Origin of the sequence: Streptomyces sp. B6B3 (assembly GCF_039871525.1) — a bacterium.
Taxonomy (GTDB): Bacteria; Actinomycetota; Actinomycetes; order Streptomycetales; family Streptomycetaceae; genus Streptomyces.
This window is the reverse complement of sequence record NZ_JBDPLU010000007.1, coordinates 25,647-47,197: the sequence shown is the minus strand read 5'-3', so window position 1 is coordinate 47,197 and position 21,551 is coordinate 25,647. Positions and strand designations below refer to the sequence as shown.

18 protein-coding genes are annotated in these 21,551 nt (G+C 74.7%); 7 read left to right on the top strand and 11 right to left on the bottom strand.

Annotated features, from left to right (window positions below):
• Nucleotides 1–51: 51 nt before the first annotated feature.
• The 4 genes from sucB to ABGB06_RS16550 all read right to left on the bottom strand — a co-directional run bounded on the left by sucB (nt 52) and on the right by ABGB06_RS16550 (nt 6,370).
• Entirely contained in the window at nt 52–1,863 is a 1,812-nt protein-coding gene (sucB, locus tag ABGB06_RS16565) for a 2-oxoglutarate dehydrogenase, E2 component, dihydrolipoamide succinyltransferase (protein ID WP_347589937.1), read from the bottom strand.
• A gap of 43 nt (nt 1,864–1,906) precedes the next feature.
• Nucleotides 1,907–3,295, bottom strand: coding sequence for a dihydrolipoyl dehydrogenase (lpdA, locus tag ABGB06_RS16560; protein ID WP_347589935.1), 1,389 nt, complete (start codon nt 3,293–3,295; stop codon nt 1,907–1,909).
• 238 nt (nt 3,296–3,533) lie between these two features.
• Nucleotides 3,534–5,060: a leucyl aminopeptidase gene (locus ABGB06_RS16555; RefSeq protein ID WP_347589933.1), complete on the bottom strand. Its 1,527-nt coding sequence runs from the start codon at nt 5,058–5,060 to the stop codon at nt 3,534–3,536.
• Between the two features lie 488 nt (nt 5,061–5,548).
• The gene (locus ABGB06_RS16550) at nt 5,549–6,370 is read right to left on the bottom strand and encodes an adenosylcobinamide-GDP ribazoletransferase (RefSeq protein ID WP_347589931.1); all 822 of its coding nucleotides are present in this window, start codon (nt 6,368–6,370) and stop codon (nt 5,549–5,551) included.
• A gap of 34 nt (nt 6,371–6,404) precedes the next feature.
• On the opposite strand from ABGB06_RS16550, the gene ABGB06_RS16545 reads away from it, so the two are divergent.
• On the top strand, nt 6,405–7,148 hold the full coding sequence (locus tag ABGB06_RS16545) for a hypothetical protein (RefSeq protein ID WP_347589929.1): 744 nt from the start codon (nt 6,405–6,407) through the stop codon (nt 7,146–7,148).
• A gap of 321 nt (nt 7,149–7,469) precedes the next feature.
• Here the strand turns inward: ABGB06_RS16545 and ABGB06_RS16540 are convergent, their stop codons facing one another.
• Complete coding sequence (locus ABGB06_RS16540; RefSeq protein ID WP_347589927.1) at nt 7,470–8,603, bottom strand: nicotinate-nucleotide--dimethylbenzimidazole phosphoribosyltransferase; 1,134 nt, start codon at nt 8,601–8,603, stop codon at nt 7,470–7,472.
• An 80-nt stretch (nt 8,604–8,683) separates the two neighbouring features.
• Nucleotides 8,684–9,889: a bifunctional adenosylcobinamide kinase/adenosylcobinamide-phosphate guanylyltransferase gene (locus ABGB06_RS16535; protein ID WP_347589925.1), complete on the bottom strand. Its 1,206-nt coding sequence runs from the start codon at nt 9,887–9,889 to the stop codon at nt 8,684–8,686.
• Nucleotides 9,890–10,066: 177 nt separating this feature from the next.
• On the opposite strand from ABGB06_RS16535, the gene ABGB06_RS16530 reads away from it, so the two are divergent.
• On the top strand, nt 10,067–10,279 hold the full coding sequence (locus ABGB06_RS16530) for a hypothetical protein (RefSeq protein ID WP_347589923.1): 213 nt from the start codon (nt 10,067–10,069) through the stop codon (nt 10,277–10,279).
• A 160-nt stretch (nt 10,280–10,439) separates the two neighbouring features.
• Here the strand turns inward: ABGB06_RS16530 and ABGB06_RS16525 are convergent, their stop codons facing one another.
• Both ABGB06_RS16525 and ABGB06_RS16520 read right to left on the bottom strand, forming a co-directional pair.
• Nucleotides 10,440–11,555, bottom strand: coding sequence for a trypsin-like peptidase domain-containing protein (locus ABGB06_RS16525; protein ID WP_347589921.1), 1,116 nt, complete (start codon nt 11,553–11,555; stop codon nt 10,440–10,442).
• Between the two features lie 176 nt (nt 11,556–11,731).
• Nucleotides 11,732–12,328, bottom strand: a complete 597-nt coding sequence (locus ABGB06_RS16520) for a DUF3043 domain-containing protein (RefSeq protein WP_347589919.1) — start codon at nt 12,326–12,328, stop codon at nt 11,732–11,734.
• Between the two features lie 265 nt (nt 12,329–12,593).
• Here ABGB06_RS16520 and ABGB06_RS16515 point away from each other — a divergent pair, with 265 nt between their 5' ends.
• The 4 genes from ABGB06_RS16515 (at nt 12,594) to ABGB06_RS16500 (ending at nt 16,088) form a co-directional block, all read left to right on the top strand.
• Nucleotides 12,594–13,385 (top strand): PspA/IM30 family protein, encoded by a 792-nt coding sequence (locus tag ABGB06_RS16515; RefSeq protein ID WP_347590464.1) that lies wholly within the window; start codon nt 12,594–12,596, stop codon nt 13,383–13,385.
• A 76-nt stretch (nt 13,386–13,461) separates the two neighbouring features.
• Nucleotides 13,462–13,791, top strand: a complete 330-nt coding sequence (locus ABGB06_RS16510) for a hypothetical protein (protein ID WP_347589917.1) — start codon at nt 13,462–13,464, stop codon at nt 13,789–13,791.
• Between the two features lie 357 nt (nt 13,792–14,148).
• Nucleotides 14,149–15,420, top strand: a complete 1,272-nt coding sequence (locus ABGB06_RS16505; protein ID WP_347590462.1) for a histidine kinase — start codon at nt 14,149–14,151, stop codon at nt 15,418–15,420.
• Entirely contained in the window at nt 15,411–16,088 is a 678-nt protein-coding gene (locus ABGB06_RS16500) for a response regulator transcription factor (protein WP_347589915.1), read from the top strand. Before ABGB06_RS16505 ends, ABGB06_RS16500 begins: the two co-directional genes overlap by 10 nt.
• 596 nt (nt 16,089–16,684) lie before the next feature.
• On the opposite strand, the gene ABGB06_RS16495 is transcribed toward ABGB06_RS16500, so the two are convergent.
• Both ABGB06_RS16495 and nadA read right to left on the bottom strand, forming a co-directional pair.
• Nucleotides 16,685–17,572 (bottom strand): GNAT family N-acetyltransferase, encoded by an 888-nt coding sequence (locus tag ABGB06_RS16495; RefSeq protein ID WP_347589913.1) that lies wholly within the window; start codon nt 17,570–17,572, stop codon nt 16,685–16,687.
• A gap of 99 nt (nt 17,573–17,671) precedes the next feature.
• Nucleotides 17,672–18,862: a quinolinate synthase NadA gene (gene nadA, locus ABGB06_RS16490; protein WP_347589911.1), complete on the bottom strand. Its 1,191-nt coding sequence runs from the start codon at nt 18,860–18,862 to the stop codon at nt 17,672–17,674.
• A 296-nt stretch (nt 18,863–19,158) separates the two neighbouring features.
• On the opposite strand from nadA, the gene ABGB06_RS16485 reads away from it, so the two are divergent.
• The gene (locus tag ABGB06_RS16485; protein WP_347589909.1) at nt 19,159–19,512 is read left to right on the top strand and encodes an iron-sulfur cluster assembly accessory protein; all 354 of its coding nucleotides are present in this window, start codon (nt 19,159–19,161) and stop codon (nt 19,510–19,512) included.
• Between the two features lie 121 nt (nt 19,513–19,633).
• Here the strand turns inward: ABGB06_RS16485 and ABGB06_RS16480 are convergent, their stop codons facing one another.
• Nucleotides 19,634–21,454, bottom strand: a complete 1,821-nt coding sequence (locus ABGB06_RS16480) for a hypothetical protein (protein WP_347589907.1) — start codon at nt 21,452–21,454, stop codon at nt 19,634–19,636.
• Between the last annotated feature and the right edge of the window lie 97 nt (nt 21,455–21,551).

Sequence of the window (21,551 nt, the reverse complement as noted above, 5' to 3'; positions counted from 1 at the left end):
TGCGCCCCGCCCGGAGGGATCCGGGCGGGGCGCGGGGGTCGGTCTCGCCTGCTACAGGCCGAGCTCGCCCTCGAACTCGCCGGCCTCCAGCCGGGCCTTGACGTCACCCAGGTAGCGGGCCGCGTCCGCGCCGTCGACCAGCTGGTGGTCGTAGGACAGGGTGAGGTACACCATGTCCCTGATGGCGATGGTCTCGCCCAGCTCGGGGTGGTTCACCACCATGGGCCGGCGCACCGTCGCGCCGATGCCGAGCTCGGCCACCTGCGGGTAGTTCACGATGATCGTGTCGAACAGGGCACCGCGCGACCCGGTGTTGCTGATGGTGAACGTCCCGCCGGACATGTCGTCCGGGGTCAGGCCGCCGTTGCGCACCTTGCCCGCCAGCTCCGCGGTCTTCTTCGCGATGCCGGCCAGGCTCAGGTCGCCCGCGCCCTTGATGACGGGGACCATCAGCCCCTTCTCGGAGTCCACGGCGATGCCGACGTTCTCCACGTCGTGGTACGTGACCGTGCCGTCGTCGTTGATCTTGGCGTTGACCGACGGGTGCGCCTTCAGTGCCTCGGCGGCGGCCTTGACGAAGAACGGCATCGGCGACAGCTTGACGCCCTCGCGCGCCTGGAAGGCGTCCCTGGCCCGCGCCCGCAGCCGCATGACGCGGGTGACGTCCACCTCGACGACCGTGGACAGCTGCGCCTGCTTCTGCAGCGCGTTGATCATGTTCTCGCCGATGAGCTTGCGGATGCGGCTCATCTTCACGGTCTGGCCACGCAGCGGCGACGGCTGGACCGGGGCGGCGGCCCTGGCCGGCGCGGCGGCGGGCGCCGCGGGCGCGGCGGCCGCCGCCCTGGCCGCCTCGGCGGCGGCCAGCACGTCCTGCTTCCTGATCCGGCCGCCGACGCCGGAGCCGTTGACCCGGGACAGGTCCACGCCGTGCTCGCTGGCCAGCTTGCGCACCAGCGGCGTGACGTAGGCGCCGTCGGCCGGCGCCTGCTCCGTCGCCCGCGGCGCGGCGGCGGGGGCCGGCGCGGGCGCGGGGGGCGGCGGCTGGGCGGCGGCCACGGGCTGGCCCGGTGCCTGCTGCTGGACGGGCTCGGCGGGCTGCTGCGCCGGCCGAGCCTGCTGGGCGGGCTCCTTGGCCGGCTCGGCCTTCGGCGCGGGGGCCGGCTCGGCCTTCTGGGCCGGCTGGGCGGGCGGCTGCTGCGCCGGCGCGGCCGGCTTCGCCCCCGCGGCGCCGATCACGCCGAGCTTGGCGCCGACCTCCGCGGTCTCGTCCTCGCCGACCGTGATCTCCAGCAGCGTGCCGGCGGTCGGGGCGGGGATCTCGGTGTCGACCTTGTCGGTCGAGACCTCGAGCAGTGGCTCGTCGGCCTCGACCTCCTCGCCGACCTCCTTCAGCCACCGGGTGACGGTGCCCTCGGTGACCGACTCGCCCAGCGCCGGCAGCACGACGTCGGTGCCCTCGGCGGCCCCGCCCGACGGCTGGGCCGGCTCGGCCGCGGGGGCCGGCTCGGGGGCCTGCTGCGCGGGCTCGGGCTGGGGCTCCGGCTCGGCGGCGGGCTGGGGCTCCGGCTCGGGGGCCTGAGCCGCGGCCGTGTCCTGGCCACTGTCGGAGGCGGGGGCGCCGGATCCGTCGTCGATCACCGCCAGCTCCGCGCCCACCTCCACCGTCTCGTCCTCGGCGACCTTGATGGCGGACAGCACGCCGGCCGCGGGTGCGGGAATCTCGGTGTCGACCTTGTCGGTCGAGACCTCAAGCAGTGGCTCGTCGGCCTCCACGCGCTCGCCCTCTGCCTTGAGCCAGCGGGTGACGGTGCCCTCGGTCACGCTCTCGCCGAGCGCCGGAAGGGTTACGGAAACCGCCATGGTTTCTGGTGCTCCTTACGCAATGTGGTGTCGCGGCCAGGTGTCAGTCGTGGGAGTGCAGGGGCTTGCCGGCCAGGGCCAGATGGGCCTCGCCCAGCGCCTCGTTCTGCGTCGGGTGCGCGTGGATGAGCTGAGCCACCTCGTCGGGCAGCGCCTCCCAGTTGTAGATGAGCTGCGCCTCCCCGACCTGTTCTCCCAGCCGGTCCCCGACCATGTGGACGCCGACCACGGCGCCGTCGCGGACCCGCACGAGCTTGATCTCGCCGGCGGTCTTCAGGATCTTGCTCCTGCCGTTGCCCGCGAGGTTGTACTTGAGGGTGACCACCTGGTCGGCGCCGTAGAGCTCCTTCGCCCTCGCCTCGGTCACGCCGACGGACGCGACCTCCGGATGGCAGTAGGTGACCCGGGGCACGCCGTCGTAGTCGATCGGTACCGGGGAGAGGCCGGCCAGCCGCTCCGCCACGAGGATGCCCTCGGCGAAGCCGACGTGCGCCAGCTGGAGCGTCGGGATGAGGTCCCCGACCGCGGATATCGTCGGGACGTTCGTCCGGCAGTACTCGTCGGCGAGCACGAAGCCGCGGTCCATGGCGACCCCGGCCTCCTCGTAGCCCAGGCCCTGGGAGACGGGGCCGCGGCCGATGGCCACCAGCAGCAGCTCGGCCTCGAAGGTCTTGCCGTTCTCCAGGGTCACCCGGACCCCGTCGTCGGTGTACTCGGCCGTCTTGAAGAAGGAGCCGAGGGAGAAGCCGATGCCGCGCTTGCGGAACGCCCGCTCCAGCAGCTTGGAGCTGCTCTCGTCCTCGGCCGGCACCAGATGGGGCAGGCCCTCGACGATGGTGACCTCGGCGCCGAACGAGCGCCAGGCCGAGGCGAACTCCACGCCGATGACGCCGCCGCCCAGCACCACGGCCGACTTCGGCACGCGGTCCAGCACCAGCGCGTGGTCGGAGGAGATGATCCGGTCCCCGTCGATGGTCAGACCGGGCAGCGACCTGGGCACGGAGCCGGTAGCGAGCACGACGTGCCGGCCGGTGTAGCGCCGTCCTGCCACGTCGACGGAGGTCGGCGAGGACAGCCGGCCCTCGCCCTCCACGTAGGTGATCTTGCGGGAGGCCACCAGGCCCTGGAGGCCCTTGTAGAGGCCGGCGACCACGCCGTCCTTGTACTTGTGTACGCCCGCCATGTCGATGCCGTCGAAGGTGCTGCGCACGCCGAACTCGGCGCCCTCCCGGGCCGCGTCGGCGATCTCCCCGGCGTGCAGCAGGGCCTTCGTGGGGATGCAGCCGTTGTGCAGACAGGTGCCGCCCAGCTTGTTCTTCTCGATCAGGGCCACGTCCAGGCCCAGCTGCGAGGCGCGCAGGGCCGCGGCGTACCCGCCGCTGCCGCCACCGAGAATCACCAGGTCGAAAACGGTACTGGCGTCGTTCGCCACGTCACGTTCCTCCAAGGATGGGGTTGTGGGGCCGCGGTCGCGGCCGGAGTGTGGCTCGTTCCCGTGTGGTGAGCCTGGCCCTGTCCTGCCAGGAGAACATCTTCGCACCTGCCGCCGACCGGTGAGACGCCGGGCCGGTGGCCGGCCGCCCGGCCGGCCGCGCGATCGCGCAGGGCGAACAGCGCGGGGCCGGGCGACCGCCGTCCGGGCGGGGTCCGCGGTTCAGCCCGTCATGCCGTCAGCCCGTCAGGTCGCCGTCCGCGATCCGCTCGGCGAGCAGCAGCAGCGTCCGCACGGCGGAGCCGGTGCCGCCCTTGGGCGTGTAGCCGTAGGGCGCGCCCTCGTGGAACGCGGGCCCGGCGATGTCCAGGTGCGCCCACCGGGTGCCGTCGGCCACGAACTCCTTCAGGAACAGGCCCGCGGACAGGCCGCCGCCCTTGCGCCCGCCGACGTTCGCGATGTCCGCCACCGGCGACTTCATCGCCTCCAGCAGTTCCTCCGGCATCGGCAGCGGCCACGACAGCTCGCCGGCCCGCTGGGCGGTCTCGTGCACCAGGTCGCGGAACGCCTCGTCGGCGCCGAGCACCCCGAAGGTGCGGTTGCCCAGCGCGATCGTCATCGCGCCGGTCAGCGTCGCCACGTCCACCAGCGCGTCGGGGGACTCCTCGCAGGCCCGGGTGAGCGCGTCGCCCATCACCAGCCGGCCCTCGGCGTCGGTGTTGCGCACCTCCACCGTCTTGCCGCTGTACATGGTGAGCACGTCGCCGGGCCGGGTGGCGGAGCCCGAGGGCATGTTCTCGGCCAGCGCCAGCCAGCCGGTGACGTTCACCGGGAGCTCCAGCCGGGCCGCGGCGACCACGGTGGAGAACACCGCGGCGGCGCCGCTCATGTCGCACTTCATCGTCTCGTTGGCGCCCACCGGCTTCAGCGAGATGCCGCCCGAGTCGTAGGTGATGCCCTTGCCGACCAGGGCCAGCGTCGCCGACGCGGCGGCGTTCGTGTAGGACAGGCGGACCAGCCGCGGTGGGGTGGCCGAACCCCTGCCGACGCCCAGAATGCCGCCGTACCCGCCGTCGGCCAGCGCCCTCTCGTCCAGCACCTCCGCCTTCAGGCCGAACTCCTCGGCGGCGGACTGCGCCGCGGCCGCGAAGTCGGCGGGCGCCAGCGCGTTCGGCGGCGTGTTGATCAGGTCCCGGGCGCGGGCCACCTCGGCGGCCAGCACCTCGGCCCGGCGGGCCGCCGCCTGGTGGGCGGCGTCCTCGGCCCCGGCGTCGAGCACGGTGACCCGGGCCAGCGGCCCCCGGGAGTCGTCCTCGGCCCGCTCGCCGCGGAAGAGGGTGAAGGAGTAGGCGCCGAGCAGCGCGCCCTCGGCCACGGCGGCGAGCGCGTCCCGGTCGCCGACCGGCAGCGCGAACGCCGCGTGCTCGGTGCCGGCCAGCGCGCGGGCCGCGGCGCCGGCGGCGCGGCGCAGCTTCTCCGGCTCGAACGTGCCGGAGGACGGCGTGGCGCCGAGTCCCACGGCCACCAGCAGCGGGGCGCCGAGCCCGTCGGGTGCGGGCAGCTTGGTGATCTCGTCCTCACCGCCTCTGGCGCCGACGGTGGCCAGTGCTGCCGCCAGCCGGCCGCCGAAGGCCGCGTCCGCCGCCTCGGCGGCCGGGTGGCCCGGCGCGAGCGCCGGCGCCCCGCCGTCCTTCACGACGCCGACGACCAGGGCGTCCGCGGCGGCCTCCGCGGCGGTTGAGGGCTTGAGGGTCAGGGAAGTCACGGTGATCCTGCGTCCTTTCGGGATGCCCGGCCGGGCCGGGGCGTGGTGCGGGTGTCCGGGAGCACGAGGCGGGCGCCGGACGGAACACTGGGTATCCGTCCGGCGGCGCGGCATGGCTCCGGGGCGGGGTGCGGGGCATGGACGGGGGCGGCTGGCCGCGGCCCGCTTGAGGGCCCGGCGCCGGGCGAGTACCTCCGCCGTCGCCCCTCCCCGAGGGGATCGCCGGGGCGGCGGTGCGCGGTCACCCGTCGGGCACTCCCGCCGCGGCGGGCGGTGCGCCGCCGGTGCCGGCGGCGTTCCGGCAGGGCGGACGGGCGCGTCCGCGGGGCGGCCGGTCGGACTGGTCCGGCCGTGCCCCGCCGGAGCGTCGACGATGACCGGCTTCCGTGTTCGCGCCGCCTCCCGGGGTCTGCTGGCAGCAGCCTACGCCCTGCCTCGCGCGGCCCCGGGCCGGCCGTTGGAGGTCGCGCCGCCGCCCGGCGCCCCGGTCACGCCGTCACGGCGAGGACCAACAGCGCGGCCGTGCCCGCCGTCTCGGCGACGGCGCCCAGCACGTCCCCGGTGACGCCGCCGAGCCGGCGCCGGCAGTGGTGCAGCAGCAACTCGGCGGCGCTCAGCGCGAGCAGCATCGCGCAGAGCGCGGCGACCGCCCGGGTGATCTCGCCGGTCATCGCGCCCAGCAGGAACGCCACCGCGCACGCCGTGCCCGCCACGCCCAGCGCGGAGCGCACCGGCACGCTCCCCGCCACGGTGGCGCCCAGGCCCTCGGTCCGGGCGGCCGGCACGCCCTCGCGGCAGGCCCAGGTCAGCGCCGTACGGCCGGCCAGGCAGGTGAGGAAGGCGGCCAGCACCCCGTGCCCCGTGCCGTGGTGCAGGATCTCGTAGAGCGCCGCGACCTGGGCCAGCAGCGCGAACACCAGGGTGGCCACGCCGAACGGGCCGATGTCCGAGCGCCGCATGATGGCCAGCGCGTCGGCGGCCGGCCGCCCGCTGCCGAGCGCGTCCGCCGTGTCGGCCAGCCCGTCCAGGTGCAGGGCGCGGCTCAGCACCGAGCCCAGCGCGACCGTCACCACGGCGGTCAGCAGCCAGCCCACCTCCAGCTCCAGCAGCAACCAGACCAGCGCGGCGGCGGCCAGCCCGAGCGCTGCGCCCGCGACGGGCGCGCACAGCATGCCGCGCCGGGCGGTGTTCCGGTCCCAGCGCGGCGTGCCCACGGGGAGCACGGTCAGGGTGCCGAAAGCGAAGCGCAGTGCGTCCGTCCCGGTGGCCCGGGGCGGTTCGGCTGGGGGTGGCGGCGGCGTGGCGTTCATCGCACCGCAGCCTAGCGCCGGACCCTGATGCGTTATGGAGCATTGGTGGTATCGAAACGTGGTCGAGCCCGGGAAGCTGCCGTTGCTCCTGGCCCTGGCCGCGTTCGTCGTCAGCTTCGCCGTGACGCGGAGCGTGACCCGGCTGATCCGCGCCGGGCGTGGGCCGTTCCACGACGTCTCGGTGGGTGGACGGCACGTGCACCACGTGGTGCCCGGGGTGGTGCTGATGTGCGTCGGCGGCTTCGGCGGGGTCGCGGCCGGCGGGCGGGGATGGCTGGCCGGGGTCGCGGCGGTGGTGTTCGGCGTCGGCGCGGGGCTGGTGCTCGACGAGTTCGCGCTGATCCTCTACCTGCACGACGTCTACTGGACGGAGCAGGGGCAGAAGAGCGTGGAGGCAGTGGTGACGACCGCGGCGCTGCTGGTCATGGTGCTGGCCGGGCTGTCGCCGCTCGGCGTCAACGGCGTGGACCAGGACGAGTCCCAGGGCCGGGCCGGCGCGATCGTGACCGTGCTCGGCAACTTCCTGCTGGTGCTCGTCGCGCTGCTGAAGGGCAAGCTGCGGACCGCCGTCTTCGGCGTGCTGGTGCCGCTGGTGGCGCTGGTCGGCGCGGTCCGGCTGGCGCGTCCCGGTTCCCCGTGGGCCACCCGCGCGTACCGTCGCCGACCGCGCACGGCGACCCGCGCGGAGACCCGCGCCCGCCGCCACCAGGCCCGCTGGGGCCGCGTGCAGCAACGCATCCGCGACCTCATCGGCGGCACCCCGACCGACGGCTCCTGAACGGCCGCCCTGCCGGCGGCCGCCGTTCGTCGGAGCGGCGTCGTGGTGCCGCCACGGGCCCCTTCGGCCGGGGAGTGGTGCGAGACAGCCTGGTCGGCTCGCGGGGCGCGGTGACGTCCCAACGCCCACCGGCCGCCGGCCCGCCGCGCTACGGCCCGCGGCGGGCCGGGAGGGGCGCGGAGCACCGACGCCCGCCGGCCGCCGGCGGTGCGACGGTACGGGCCGCCGTGGCCCGCGGGTTGGGATGCCGTGTCGGGGAAGGGGGGCGGCGCGGGCCGCCAACGTTCGCCGGTCGCCGGCGGGGTGCCCAGCCGGGAAGGCTCAGGTGGCGTCGGCGACGGCGGTTGGGGACTCGGTGGTCTCGGCCTCCGTGGCGTCCTCGGTGTCGGCGTCCGCCGCGGGCTCCGGCCGGCCCGGCAGTTCCGCAGCGAGGGCGGCGGCCGAGCGGATCAGCGGCACGGCGAGCAGCGCGCCGACCCCCTCACCGGCCGTCACGCCCTGGTCGAGCAGCGGCTTCAGCGACATCCGGTCCAGCGCCTTGGCCTGCCCCGGCTCGCCGGTGACCTGCCCGGCCAGCCACCAGTCGGGAGAGCGGAACGCGATGCGCTGGGCGACCAACGCGCAGGCCGCGGAGACCACGCCGTCCAGCACCACGGGGGTGCGCCGCACCGAACACTGGAGCAGGAAGCCGGTCATCGCGGTCAGGTCCGCCCCGGCGACCGCGCCCAGCAGCCGCAGCTGTTCGCCGAGCACCGGCCGGGCCCGGCGCAGACCGTCCCTGATGGCCGCGCACTTCCGCATCCACGCCAGGTCGTCGATGCGCTCGCCGCCGCGGCCGGTGACCACCGAGGCGTCGGTGCCGCACATGACGGCGACCAGCACACCGGCGGCGGTGGTGCCGCCGACCGAGACGTCGCCGAGCACCAGCAGGTCGGCGCCGGAGTCGGCCTCCTCGTCGGCGACGGCCATGCCGGCCCGGAACGCCTGTTCCGTCTCCTCGGGCGTGAGCGTGTCCTCCACGTCGAGGCGCCCGGAGCCGCGGCGCACCCGGTGGCGGCTCACCTCGGCGGGCAGCTCGTCGGGCGGGCAGTCGAGGGAGACGTCCACGACGCGCAGCGGCACGTCCGTGGCGCGGGCCAGCACGGCGGCCGGGCTGGTGCCGTCCAGGGTGGCGCGCACCAGCGCGGTGGCGCCGCCGGCGGGACGGGCCGAGACGCCCTGCGACGCGACGCCGTGGTCACCGGCGAACAGCACGGCCCGCGGCCGCTCGATCGGCGACGCGACGCCCTTGCCCTGCACCGCGGCGAACCAGGCGCCGAGCTCGTCCAGCCGCCCCAACGCGGTGGGCGGCAGCCCGATCCGCTTCCGCCGCTCCTCGGCCTGCCGCCGGAACCTGGAGCTCGGCCGCTCGATGAGATCGCCGAAGTCGTTGAGATTCAGCCCGCCGTCGGTCATGCGCACGAGGGTACCGCCCGCCCCACGAGCACTCCGGACCACCCACCAACCGGCCGCGCTGGTCCCGGCCCAGCCCTGGTCTAGCCGCGCAGCAGGGTGGCCGTCCCCGCCGTCAGGAGCAGCACCTGCTCGCATTCGGCGGCGACCGACGCGTTGAGCCGACCCAGTTCGTCGCGGAAGCGGCGGCCTGACGCCGTGTCCGGCACGATGCCGGAGCCGACCTCGTTGCTCACCAGCACCACCGTGCGCCAGGTCGCACGCAACGCGGCGACCAACTCCGCCGTGCGCCGGGTGAGCGCCGCCCGGGCCGTGCCGTCGTGCCAGGCCGAGTCGTCCCAGCAGCCGGCGGCGTCCATGGCGTCGGTCAGCCACAGCGTCAGGCAGTCGATCAGCAGCGGCGGCCCCGTGGGCTGGGCCAGCAGCGGCACCAGGTCGCGGGTCTCCGTCGTGCTCCAGCCGGCCGGGCGCCGCTCCCGGTGGCCCGCGATCCGGTCGGCCCACTCGGCGTCGGCGTCGGCGCGCCCGCCGGTGGCCACGTAGACGACGTCGGGAAACGCCGCGAGCCGGCGCTCGGCCTCCGCGGACTTGCCGGATCGCGCGCCGCCCAACACCAGCGTGCGCCGCGGCAGATCGGGCACGAGCTGGGAGTCGCCGACCGCCAGGGTGGCGCCGTCCGGTTCGGCGCGGGCGCCGGCCGCGGCCAGCCGGCGGCGCAACTCCGCCCCGGGCGGCACGTCGTGGTCGAGGTGCACGGCGAGCACGTCGGTCATCGGCGCCACCGCGCCGGCCGCGCGCAGCCGAGCCAGCGCGTCCGGCCGGCCCACGACGTCGAGCAGGCACATGTCGTACGGCGGCCCGCCGGACGTCAGGCCGGCCGGTGCCGCGCCCGGCGGCAGGTAGAGCAGCAGGTGGCCCTCCGGTCCCGTCACCGCGTAGCCGGTGCCGGGCGCGTCGACCGCAACGGCGCGGATCCGGTGACCGGTGAGCAGCGCCAACTCCCGGCCGTCCGACACCCGTACCGGCGTGGGCAGTTCGGCCGGCAGCTCCAGCACGGGACCGCTGTGCGGGTGGGTGAGCAGCACCTGCCGCACCCCGTGCAGCGACTGCCCGGCCCGGGCCGCGGAGAGCACCGCCCCCGGCGTCAGGTCGAGCAGCAGCACCCCGTCGACCAGCAGCGCGGTCGGGGTTCTGGCGTGCGCCCCGAGCGCCCGGGCGCAGACCGCGCAGGGACAGTCGGGTCGCGGCAGCCCCACGGGCGCACCGGTGCCGAGCAGAGTGACGTCCACTCCCAGATCTTCCCTCTTCCCGGCCGCGTGGCGCGTTACCTCCCGGGCCCCGGGCGTCCGGAAGGCAGCCCTCGGACGACGCGGCGTGCCCGCACAGCGGTCAAACGGGGTGGTCGTGATCTAGGCTGCCGGGAGCATGCGCAGTGGCACCGTGGCACCCCGGGAGGCGGAGCGGACATGGCGTGGGAGTGGCGATTCGAGAAGGCCGACGGCTCGACGACCGAGCCGTCTCAGGCGCCCGGCGACTTCGGCACTCAGGGCGACGCGGAGTCCTGGATCGGGGAGATCTGGCAGGACCTGCTGGACGAGGGCGTCGACCAGGTGACGCTCCTGGAGGACGGCGCCAAGGTGTACGGCCCGATGAGCCTGCACGCGGCGTCCGAGACGTAGCCGCCCGCGGCCGCCCGGCCGGACCGCCGGGCGGCCACGTTCCCGCTCGTCTTCTCGGCCGCGTTCCCGGCCGCTGTCCGGGGCGTGTTCCTGGCCGTCTTCCTGGCCCTGTTCCGGGTGCTCCTCCGCCGATGTCGCGAGGTGCCGCCGGACCCGGGGCCTAGGCCGAGGCCTCGCCGAGCGTGACCTGGGCGGTGTGCCGCTCCTCGTTGCGCAGGTACTCGACCTCGGTCTCCTGGTTCGGGCGTTGTCCGGCCAGTGCCTCGGCCAGCGACACCACGTCGGTGACCGGTTCGCCGGCCAGCGCGGTGATGACGTCGCCGGGTCGCAGGCCGGCGCTCGCGGCGGGCCCGTCCTCGGTGATCTCCGCGATCGCCGCCCCCGCCGGCTCGAAGCCGTCGCCCAGCACCGTGCGCACCGTGACCCCGAGCACGGCCCGTCCGGACTCGGTCACCCGCCCGTTCTCGATCATCTGGTCGGCGAGGAAGGTGACCGTGGCCGCCGGGATGGCGAAGCCGATGCCCGGGGCCTGGTCGCCGCCCATCTGCGGGTTCCGCGCGGCCAGTGTGGGGATGCCGATGACCTGGCTGGAGAGGTTCACCAGCGCGCCGCCGCTGTTGCCCGGGTTGATGTCGGCCGACGTCTGCACCATGTCGCCCAGCGTGGCCTCGCCCTCGCCCTCGCTGACGGACCGGCCGACCGCCGAGACGATGCCCTGGGTGACGCTGGAGTTCAGCCCCAGCGGGTTCCCCATGGCCAGCACGATCTGCCCCACCTCGACGGCCCTGGAGTCGCCGAACGTGGCGGGGTGCAGCCGGTTGGGCAGCTCGGTGAGCCGGATGACGGCCAGATCCTGCTTCTGGTAGGCGAACACCAGCCGGGCCGGGATCGCCTCCCCGCCGGTGGCCAGCACCACCTCGAACTCCTTGGCGTCACCGACCACGTGGGCGTTCGTGACGATGTGCCCCTCCTCGTCGTAGATCACCCCGGAGCCGAGGGCGTCGCCGGCCGAGATCTCCACGACGGAGGGCAGCACGTCGCCCACCACCCGCTGGTAGCTGTCCTGCAGCTCGCCCGAGACGGTGGGAGCGGGCGCGGTCGCCGGTTGCTGCGGGGCCGAGGAGCCCGAGGCCGGGCCCGAACAGCCGGCCAGGAGCAGCAGCGCACCACAGAGCGCGGCGGCGCCCCCTGCCCGGAGGGCGAGCGACCCGCCGGATCCGCGGGAACGTCCGAGTTCGCCGGAAAGGCGGCTGAGGCGAGGAATGCCGGGATTCATGGCGGCATTGTCGTCGCCCGCGACCTCACGGCCGTGCAGCGGCGCGGCCCCGTTCGGGGTGACCCTCCCCCAGCCTGGAAGGCTGGGAGGTGCCCCCATCCAGCCTGGAAGGCCGGAGGAGGTGCCCCCATCCAGCCTGGAAGGCCGGGGGGAGGCGCCCCATGGCCCGACCGGGCCTAGCGGGGCTCCTCGCCGCGCTTGACCTGCGGCTTGGGAAGCCGCATCCGCCGCATCTGCAGCGTGCGCATCAGGGCGTAGGCGCTGATGCCCTTCACGCTCTCGTCGGGGTGCCGGGCGCGCAGTGCCTTCTTCAGGCGCCGGGTGGTGAGCACCGAGTCGAACACGATCATGACGATCACGAACAGCCACATCAGCAGCGCGAGGTTCCGCGTCGCGATGGACGGCACCATGCTCAGCACCAGGATGAGCACCGCGATCGGCAGGAAGAACTCCGCCACGTGGAACTTCGCGTCGACGTAGTCACGGGCGAAGCGCCGGGCGGGGCCCCGGTCGCGCGCCGGCAGGTGCCGTTCGTCGCCCGAGACCAGCGCCTCGCGCTGCTTGGCCAGCGCGGCGCGGCGGGCGTCCCTGGCCCGCTTGGCCGCCTCCTTGCGGTTGGCCGGCGGCTTCACCACCGCGCGGCGCAGCGCCTCGGCGTCGCGGCGCTTCGGGGTCGGGCGGCCCTTGGGCGCCTCGGCGTCGCGGAGCTCCTGCTCCTGCTCCGCGGGCGGCTCGGTGGGCGCCTGGTCTTCTTTCGAACGGCTTCGGAACACACCTCCACCCTACGGGCTGGTCGCGGCGCTCTTCCCGGCCCGTGGGAAAACGATCGTGCAACGGCGTGGCGCGTCGTCTTCGCCACCGTGAGCTACGCCCTGGGCGGGAGGCGTCAGGGTCGCGATCATTCTGTAGGAGGAGCGCATTCGGCTCTGGAGAGTGCCCTAATAGATACAGGCCCCGTAGGCTAGGGGTGCAGAAGGAACAGGCCCTAGGGGTACGAGTCCGTCATGAAGGGGGCGCGGCAGGCCCATGAGCGGCATCATGAAGCGGATGGGGATGATCTTCCGCGCGAAGGCCAACAAGGCCCTTGACAGGGCCGAGGACCCGCGGGAGACGCTCGACTACTCCTACCAGAAGCAGCTGGAGCTGTTGCAGAAGGTGCGGCGCGGGGTGGCGGACGTGGCCACCTCCAGGAAGCGGCTCGAGCTCCAGCTGAACCAGCTCGGCACCCAGTCGACGAAGCTCGAGGAGCAGGGCAAGAAGGCGCTGGCGCTGGGCCGGGAGGACCTGGCCCGCGAGGCGCTGACCCGGCGCGCCGCCCTGCAGCAGCAGGTGGCCGACCTCCAGCAGCAGCACGAGACCCTCCAGACGGAGGAGAACAAGCTCACCCTGGCGGCCCAGCGGCTGCAGGCCAAGGTGGACGCCTTTCGTACCCGCAAGGAGACGATCAAGGCCACCTACACCGCGGCGCAGGCGCAGACCCGGATCGGCGAGGCGTTCTCCGGCATCTCCGAGGAGATGGGCGACGTCGGCATGGCGATCCAGCGCGCCGAGGACAAGACGGCGCAGCTGCAGGCCCGCTCCGGCGCCATCGACGAGCTGCTCGCCTCGGGCGCCCTGGACGACCCGACGGGCACCACCAAGGACGACCTGACCGCCGAGCTCGACCGGATCTCCGGTAACGCGGACGTCGAGTTCGAGCTGGAGCGGATGAAGGCCGAGCTGTCCGGGGGCAGCTCCACCGGGCGGCAGGCGATCGAGGGCAGCGCGGCCAAGGACGCGGAGCCGCGGGGGGAGCAGCAGCGCGACGCGTCGAAGTTCGACAAGCAGTGACCGGCGGGCAGTGGTAGACAGGCCGGGAGACCGGCGCTGACCGCACCGCCGGCGGCCCCCTGACGAGGAGAGCGGCATGATCGTACGGATCATGGGTGAGGGGCAGGTGCTGCTGGACGACAGCCACTTCCCCCTGCTGGACAAGCTCGACGACGAGCTGATGGCGGAGCTGGAGTCCGGCGACGAGGCCGGCTTCCGCCGCACTCTGGACGCCCTGCTGGAGGCCGTGCGGACGGCCGGCTCGCCGCTGCCCGACGACGCGCTCGAACCGTCCGAGCTGATCCTGCCCGCGGCCGACGCGTCGATCGAGGAGGTGCGCGACATGCTGACCGAGGACGGACTCATCCCCGGCGAGGCGGGCGACGCACCGGACGGGGTCTCCGGTGGCCGCTCGGATGCCGGCTGACGCCGCCGCGTTCCCTTCCGCAGCGCCGTGTCCCGCCCCGTTCGTTCCGCTCGTCGCGCCGCCGCGCCGATGAGCACCGCGCCCGTGCCCTCGTCGTCCGTGCCCTCGACGTCCGTGGTCGCCGCGGCCGGGGCCGCGCCGTCCGCCGGCCACCCGGCGGTGGGGGACGCGGCCGCGGGTACCACGTCCGAGGGCTCGGTCTCTGCCGGATCCGCCGAATCCCCGCCCGCGAGCGCGCCGCGGGCCGCCGGCGCCCGGCACTGGCCGCGGGTGCCCCCGCTGGCCGTCGACTGCCTGGTCGCCGCCGTCGTCTACACCGCCTACCTGGTCGCCGCGGTCACCGTCTCGCAGTCACCGATGGACGGCCCCGGCTTCGGCGAGCGGCAGCTCCCGCCGCACAGCGTCGTGCTGGGCCTGCTCGCCTGCGCCGCGCTGGTGCTGCGTCGCCGGGCGCCGACCTGCGTGCTGGGCGTCACGCTGGCGCTGAGCGTGCTGGAACTGGTGCTCGGCACCTACAGCCACGCCCCGGCGGAGCGGCACTCGTCGATCCTGATGACCTCGGCCTTCGCGCTCTTCACGGTGGCGATCCAGACCGACCGGCGAACCACGGTGCGGGTCGGGCTGCTGACCCTGGCCGTGGCCACCCCCGCCGCGATGCTGCTGGGCCAGCAGCCCTGGTACTCGCAGGAGCAGCTGGGCGTCTTCGCGTGGACCGCGCTGGGCGCGGTGACCGGGGAGGCGATCCGGAACCGGCGCGCGATGGTGGACGCGATCAGGGAGCGCGCCGAACGGGCCGAACGCACCCGGGAGGAGGAGGCCAGGCGCCGGGTCACCGAGGAGCGGATGCGCATAGCGCGCGAGCTGCACGACGTGGTGGCGCACCACATCGCACTGGTCAACGTCCAGGCCGGGGTCGCCGCGCACGTCATGGACAGCCGCCCGGACCAGGCCAAGGAGGCGCTCTCGCACATCCGGCAGGCCAGCCGGCGGGCGCTCGGCGAGCTGCAGACGACGGTGGGCCTGCTGCGCCACCAGGACGAGCCGATCGCGCCCACCGAGCCGGCCCGGGGCCTCGCGGTGCTGGACGATCTGGTGGAGGGCTTCGTGCGGGCCGGCATGTCGGTGACCGTGGACGCCCGGCTGGCGGAGGGGCCGCTCCCGTCGGCGGTCGACCTGGCCGCGTACCGGGTCGTTCAGGAGGCGCTGACCAACGTGCACAAGCACGCCGGCGCCTCGGCGTCGGCCCTGGTCAGGCTGGTCCGCTCGGGCGGCGCGGCGAACGAGACGCTGGACATCACCGTCCTCGACGACGGCCCGGACGGTCCTCCGGGTTGGTCGGCCGCGGACGGACCCGCCGACCCCGGGACGGACGCAGCCCGCGAGGCGACGGACGGAGCGGCGGAGCCGGCGGCGGAGGGATCGGCGGGACCCGCGGGAGCCGCCGGATCCGAGGGGGCCGGCGGAGGGCACGGGCTGACCGGCATGCGGGAGCGCGCGGCCGCGCTCGGCGGCACGTGCGAGGCCGGGCCGTTGGACGAGGGCGGGTTCCGGATCAGCGTCCGGCTGCCGCTCCAGCCGCCGCGGCCGGACGAGCCGGTGGGGCGGCGCGACCGGGGGCGATGCGCGTGATACGCGTGCTGCTCGCCGACGACCAGGCGCTGCTGCGCAGCGCGTTCCGGGTGCTCGTGGAGTCCGAGCCCGACATGACGGTGACCGGCGAGGCGTCGGACGGCGCGGAGGCCCTGCGGCTGGCCAGGGACAACGGCGCGGACGTGGTGCTGATGGACATCCGGATGCCCGGCACGGACGGTCTGGCCGCGACCCGGGCGATCGGCGCGGACCCTGACCTCGCCGGGGTGAAGGTGCTGATCCTGACGACCTTCGAGTCCGACGACTACGTGGTGGAGTCCCTGCGCGCCGGCGCGTCCGGCTTCCTCGGCAAGGGCGCGGAACCGCGCGAGCTGCTCAACGCGATCCGGCTGGTGGCGGGCGGCGAGGCGCTGCTGTCGCCGGCGGCGACCCGCGGGCTGATCGCCCGTTTCCTGGCGCAGGGCGCCGGCCCCGACTCCCCGTCGGCGGACGCCTCGGAGCTCGCGGTGCTGACCGCGCGCGAGCGCGAGGTGCTGGTCGAGGTCGCCGCCGGCCTGTCCAACGACGAGATCGCCGGCCGCCTGGAGGTCAGCCCGCTGACCGTGAAGACGCACGTCAACCGCCTGCTGGCGAAGCTGGGGGCCCGGGACCGGGCCCAGCTCGTCGTCATCGCCTACGAAACGGGCCTGGTCCGCCGCCGCGCGTGACGCTGGCGCTGTACCCTGGCCACGACGCCGGCCGCCCGGGGTTCGCCGGCCGGCTTCGCGCCGGCGGCGACCCCCGGGGCGGCCGGTGTCGAAAGCGCTCCGCCGCGGCACGGGTCCGGGGCCCGCGCCTTGCCGGCCCGGGAGGACACCCCTGTTGCCCTCGGCGCGCGTCGATGAGCCCTTGGCGGCGCGTCAGCGCCCGGAGGCTTCGCTTCGCGTGTGCTCCCGCCTTCGGCGTGGAGGGCGGTCGGGGGCACGGGTCCGCCGGATCGGGCGGCCAGAGAGGTGCGTCGCTGGGCCGCTGTGGCGCGGGTCTGTCCGTGGGGGGTCGGCGCCTCGCGCCGCTGCGCCACCGGCGCGGGGCGCCGCGGCTCCGGATCCTGGTAGGGATCACCGTCGCGCCGCCTGCCGCGCGGGGCCGGTCCCGGTCTGGGTGGGCGACTTGGTCTCCAAGCCGTCGTTTCCCGAGACCACGCTGTCGAGGCGACGTCGCGGTCCGGCCGTCTGGCGGCGCTGCCGTCCACGAGCTCGTCGAGGCGCCTTTCCTTCGCCGCTCCCTCGCGGTCCGGGCCGGGAAGGCCGGGGCCTCGCCGGGGTCAGAGAAACGTGGGGGAGGGGACGTAGGGCGTGGGTGGGCGCATGGCGCGGAGGCAGAGGTAGCCGTCGGGGGTGAGGTCCAGGCCGGCCGCGAGGCCGACGTCGATCGCCCACTCCTGGTTCGCCGTCAGGTGCCGCAGCCGGGTCGTCACCGCGGCCGGCGCGCTGAGCAGGGCCGACGTCAGCAGCCTGGTCGCGATCCGGCGGGACGTCGCGGCCAGCAGCCGCACCCGGCCCCGGTCGTCGAGGTAGCAGTAGCCGCTGCCCGCCAGGTCGTCGGCGACGACCAGCCGGTAGTGCCGGAGCAACTCCGCGTGGTCGGGCCCGTGTGCCCCGCCGCGCACCTGCCGGTCCACCGAGTCCATCAGGTCCTGCTGCCGGGCGCCGCCCTCGATCGCCGGTCCGTCGGGCAGGGGGAGGCCGGCCGGGTCCACCGCCCCCGCCATCCGCATCGTCGGGTGCAGCGTGAAGCCCGCGCCGCGGAAGAGGCGGGCGGCCACCGGGCGCGCCGTGGCGCAGATGATGCCGCGCAGCGTGCCCCGGCCGTAGTCCAGCGCCCGCCGCAACAGCTCCGTGCCCACGCCCTTGCCCTGCGCGTCCGGGGCCACCACCAGCAGCGACAGGCCCCACAGGCCCTCCCGTCTGCTGGTCAGCGCGGCCCCGACGGGCCGCCCCGCGTCGTCCTCGGCGAGCCAGCAGCCGAGCGGGTCGGTGACCGTCAGGTGCCGCACCCGGCGCAGGAACCCGCCGGTCCGCGCCGCATCCGACACGTCCGACGCGTCCGACGCGTCCCGCGCGCCCTCCGCGTCGGGCGCGAACGCCGCGTCCGCCACGGACCTGACGGCCTCGGCGTCCGCGCCGGTGTCGCGGAGTTGGCGCAGCATCATGACCCCCATCGTGACGCGCCGGGCGGGTGCCGCGACAGGGGTCGCCGGGTCGGCGCGACGGGGGCTCCTCTCGGGCCCCCTGGGCCTCTGGGGGGAGGATCAGGGCAGGGCGAGCATCTGTTCGAGCGCGAGCCTGGCGTACCGCTCGGTCTCCGGGTCCACCTGGATCCGGTTGACCACCGTGCCGTCGGCCAGCGACTCCAGCGCCCACACCAGGTGCGGCAGGTCGATGCGGTTCATGGTGGAGCAGAAGCACACCGTGCGGTCGAGGAAGACGATCTCCTTGCCCTCGGGGGCGTAGCGGTTGGCGAGCCGCCGCACCAGGTTCAGCTCCGTGCCCACCGCCCACCTGGAGCCGGCGGGCGCGGCGTCCAGGGTGCGGATGATGTGCTCGGTGGAGCCGACGTGGTCGGCCGCCGCGACGACGTCGTAACGGCATTCGGGGTGCACCAGCACGTTGACGCCGGGAATCCGCTCCCGCACCTCGTCCACCGAGTCCAGCGTGAACCGGCCGTGCACCGAGCAGTGGCCGCGCCAGAGGATCATCCGGGCGTCGCGCAGCTGCCGCGTGGTGAGGCCGCCGTTCGGCTTGTGCGGGTTGTAGACGACGCAGTCGTTCAGCGAGAGGCCCAGCTCGCGCACGGCGGTGTTGCGGCCGAGGTGCTGGTCGGGCAGGAAAAGCACCTTGCCGGCGCCCTGCGCGCGCTCGGCGAAGGCCCACTCCAGCGCCCGCCGGGCGTTGGACGAGGTGCACACGGTGCCCCCGTGCCGCCCGGTGAACGCCTTGATGTCCGCCGAGGAGTTCATGTATGTGACGGGAATGGTGTCGTCGGCGACGCCGGCCTCGGTCAGCACGTCCCACGCCTCGGCGACCTGCTCGGCGGTGGCCATGTCGGCCATCGAGCAGCCGGCGGCCAGGTCGGGCAGGATCACCTGCTGCGCGTCCGTGGTGAGGATGTCCGCCGACTCGGCCATGAAGTGCACGCCGCAGAAGACGATGTACTCGGCCTCCGGCTGGGCGGCGGCGTCGCGGGCGAGCTTGAACGAGTCCCCGGTGACGTCGGCGAAGGCGATGACCTCGTCGCGCTGGTAGTGGTGACCGAGCACGAACACGCGCTCTCCGAGCCGGGCCTTGGCCTCGCGGGCGCGGGCCACCAGGTTCGGGTCGGAGGGCGCCGGCAGGTCGCCGGGACAGTCCACCCCGCGCTCGCTGGACGGGTCGGAGTCGCGACCGAGCAGGAGCAGGGCGAGCGGGGTGGGCTCGACGTCCAGGGACTGGGCGGTGTTCACGGCACCAACCCTTTCTGTTGCTGTTCCACGACTTTTCGTCGAACTGACGTAATGGATCATAACCCCCTTCATGTCAGTTTGACGATGGTGATCGCGTCAATGTGACGCATTCGCCAGCGGGCACGATGACCGATCCCGCCCGGTGTGCGAGCATGAGAGGACGGCCCGGATCCGGAATGAATCCGGGAAACCGGCTGTTGCAGCACTCGGCAGTGTCTCGACGCTGCTGAGCGGTGCGACGGCAGCGCGTTGGCAGCGCAAAAGGCAGAGCATTCCGAACTACCCGGGAGAAGCAGATGTCCGTATCGGAACAGACCGCTGTGAGCGACGGCATCATCCTGTCCGACGCGGCCGTGGCGAAGGTCAAGAGCCTGCTGGAGCAGGAGGGGCGCGAGGATCTGGCGCTCCGGGTGGCGGTCCAGCCCGGCGGCTGTTCCGGTCTGCGCTACCAGCTGTTCTTCGACGAGCGTTCGCTGGACGGCGACGTGGTCAAGGACTACAGCGGCGTCAAGGTGGTCACTGACCGGATGAGCGCCCCGTACCTCGGTGGCGCCGCCATCGACTTCGTGGACAGCATCGAGAAGCAGGGCTTCACGATCGACAACCCCAACGCCAGCAACTCCTGCGCCTGCGGCGACTCCTTCGGCTGAGTCGGCCGACTCGGCCGAGCGAGCGAGCGTCGGACGGCCGGCCGCGGCCGGCCCCACACGTGAGGGCGGCGGCACCAGACCCTGGTGCCGCCGCCCTCACGTGTGCGTGGTGCGCCCGTCGTCACCGCACCGGGACCTCCGCTCCCTGGGCGTCGACGACGACGCGGTCACCGACGGGCCCGTCCAGCCGGACCTCGGCCGTCCGCTCCTCCGCGATCAGGATGCACTCGCGGTCCGGGTCGGCGTTCTCGGCCGTGACCCGCACGACGATCTCGTCGCCCGACTCCTCGGCCGTGGCCGTGTACTCGTCGCACACCCCGGCCCAGAAGCGTACGGTCAGCGTCTCGCCCTCGGCGGCGTAGGACTCGATCGCCATGCCGTCGACGGGCAGCTCCACCTCGGCGCCGCCCTCGTCGCCGGGCTGTTCCTGCCCGACCGCGCCGTCCTCCGCGCCCGACTCCTGGGGCTCGGCGCGCTCCTCCGCCTCGGAGACGTCCACCGCGGCCCCGTCCCCGGTGTCGTCCCCGGCGTCGTCGGACTCCGTGGCGTACTCGAAGGGCACCGCCGGCTGCGAGGCCAGGTAGTAGCCCGTGGCGTCATCGGCCGCGCTGAACAGCCAGGACGGCACCAGCAGCGACTCGCCGTCCGAGCTGTGCAGGGCCAGCCCGAACTCGACCGTCACCTCCGTGGGCTCCGGCTTCGGCGCCTCGGCGCACAGGTCCTCGCCGGTCTCCCCGCCGTCCACCGGCGGCATGGGGTCCGTGCCGTCCCCCGCGTCCGAGTCGGAGCCGCCGCCGGCGTCCGGGGCCGCCCCGCTGCCCTCGGCGGACTCACCGGACTCCGTGGACTCGGTGGACGCACCGGCACCGGACTCACCGGTCTCCACCTCGGTCTCGGGCTGCGGCATCGGCGCCGGTTCGATGGCGTCGGCGCACTGCGGCTCGCGGAGGATGCTGTCCTCGGTGGCGTGCGCGTTGTACGCGTCGAGCGCCTCCCGCGCGCCGATCACGTCGCGTTCGGTGCCCTCGCCGGTCGGCTGGAGCAGCGTGCCGGCCGCGGAGCCGACGGCCCCGTTCGTGCCGACGGTGACGTACGTCTCCAGGCCGCTCACCGGCAGGCCGTCCACCAGCGGCACGACCCGCACCAGCCGATCCGAACCGGCCGACGAGGTGTCCGTCCGGGCGTCCGCCAGGCCCAGCTCCGTGATCAGCGGCTCGGCCGCGGCCAGCGCCTCCTCGGCGGAGGGCGGCTCAGGCATGACCATGCCGGTGTCCGCGTCGCCGTCGCTGGTCGGCTCCTCCGGGTCGTACGGGCTGACCGTCGAGTCGCCGTCGGTCTCGACCGACAGCTCCGCCGAGGATCCCTCCCCCTCGGCCGCGCCGGCCGCCGTCGCGCTGCCCAGCCACCAGAAGCCCGGGGCCTCCTGCGACACGGTGAGCATCGGCGCGTCCGGCTCCGTGCCCGCCACCGTCCAGGAGCCGCCGGACTCCGTCACCGGTCCGTCCAGACCCAGGGCCGCCGCGAGCCCGGCCACCCGGTCGCGCGGCACCTCGCCGTCGAAGCCGTGTTCGGCCGCCCGCTCGGGCCCGTCGGGCAGCACGCCGGCGGCGGACAGGGTCTGCGCGTATCCGGCGTAGCCGAGGGAGTCCGAGCTGGCCGCCTCGTCGCCGGCCGCGTCCAGTTCGACCGCGTACTCGTCCAGCACCAGCGGTTCGGCGGCGTCCGCCGCACCGTCGGAGCCGGTCAGCCCCTGCACGCCGTACAGGCCGCCGGCGATCGCCGTGACCGCGACGGCCACCGCCGTCACCACCGGCCAGCGACGCCGCCCCGCCTCCTCGTCCTGACGGTCGTCCCCACGGCTGTCCTGACCGATGTCCCCACCGTCGTCCGGCCCGTCGTCCGGCAGGTCCGCGCTCTCCTGACCCGTTTCCTCGTCGGCCACGCCGTACTCCTGTGATCGTCGTACTCGTCGGATGATGATGGGACGTGCAACTGCGTTACCCCGGTTGGACGGTGCGCCCTGGCGACCGGTTCCCCGG

What these genes read in the sequence shown, in the direction of transcription:
- ABGB06_RS16530 (WP_347589923.1), top strand. Translation starts at nt 10,067, where the DNA reads ATGGCGTGGGAGTGGCGATTCGAGAAGGCCGACGGCTCGACGACCGAG.
- ABGB06_RS16545 (WP_347589929.1), top strand. Translation starts at nt 6,405, where the DNA reads ATGGAGCATTGGTGGTATCGAAACGTGGTCGAGCCCGGGAAGCTGCCG.
- ABGB06_RS16500 (WP_347589915.1), top strand. Translation starts at nt 15,411, where the DNA reads ATGCGCGTGATACGCGTGCTGCTCGCCGACGACCAGGCGCTGCTGCGC.
- sucB (WP_347589937.1), bottom strand. Translation starts at nt 1,863, where the DNA reads ATGGCGGTTTCCGTAACCCTTCCGGCGCTCGGCGAGAGCGTGACCGAG.
- ABGB06_RS16505 (WP_347590462.1), top strand. Translation starts at nt 14,149, where the DNA reads ATGGACGGCCCCGGCTTCGGCGAGCGGCAGCTCCCGCCGCACAGCGTC.
- ABGB06_RS16485 (WP_347589909.1), top strand. Translation starts at nt 19,159, where the DNA reads ATGTCCGTATCGGAACAGACCGCTGTGAGCGACGGCATCATCCTGTCC.
- ABGB06_RS16515 (WP_347590464.1), top strand. Translation starts at nt 12,594, where the DNA reads ATGAAGCGGATGGGGATGATCTTCCGCGCGAAGGCCAACAAGGCCCTT.
- ABGB06_RS16525 (WP_347589921.1), bottom strand. Translation starts at nt 11,555, where the DNA reads ATGAATCCCGGCATTCCTCGCCTCAGCCGCCTTTCCGGCGAACTCGGA.
- ABGB06_RS16495 (WP_347589913.1), bottom strand. Translation starts at nt 17,572, where the DNA reads ATGATGCTGCGCCAACTCCGCGACACCGGCGCGGACGCCGAGGCCGTC.
- ABGB06_RS16510 (WP_347589917.1), top strand. Translation starts at nt 13,462, where the DNA reads ATGATCGTACGGATCATGGGTGAGGGGCAGGTGCTGCTGGACGACAGC.
- ABGB06_RS16540 (WP_347589927.1), bottom strand. Translation starts at nt 8,603, where the DNA reads ATGACCGACGGCGGGCTGAATCTCAACGACTTCGGCGATCTCATCGAG.
- ABGB06_RS16550 (WP_347589931.1), bottom strand. Translation starts at nt 6,370, where the DNA reads ATGAACGCCACGCCGCCGCCACCCCCAGCCGAACCGCCCCGGGCCACC.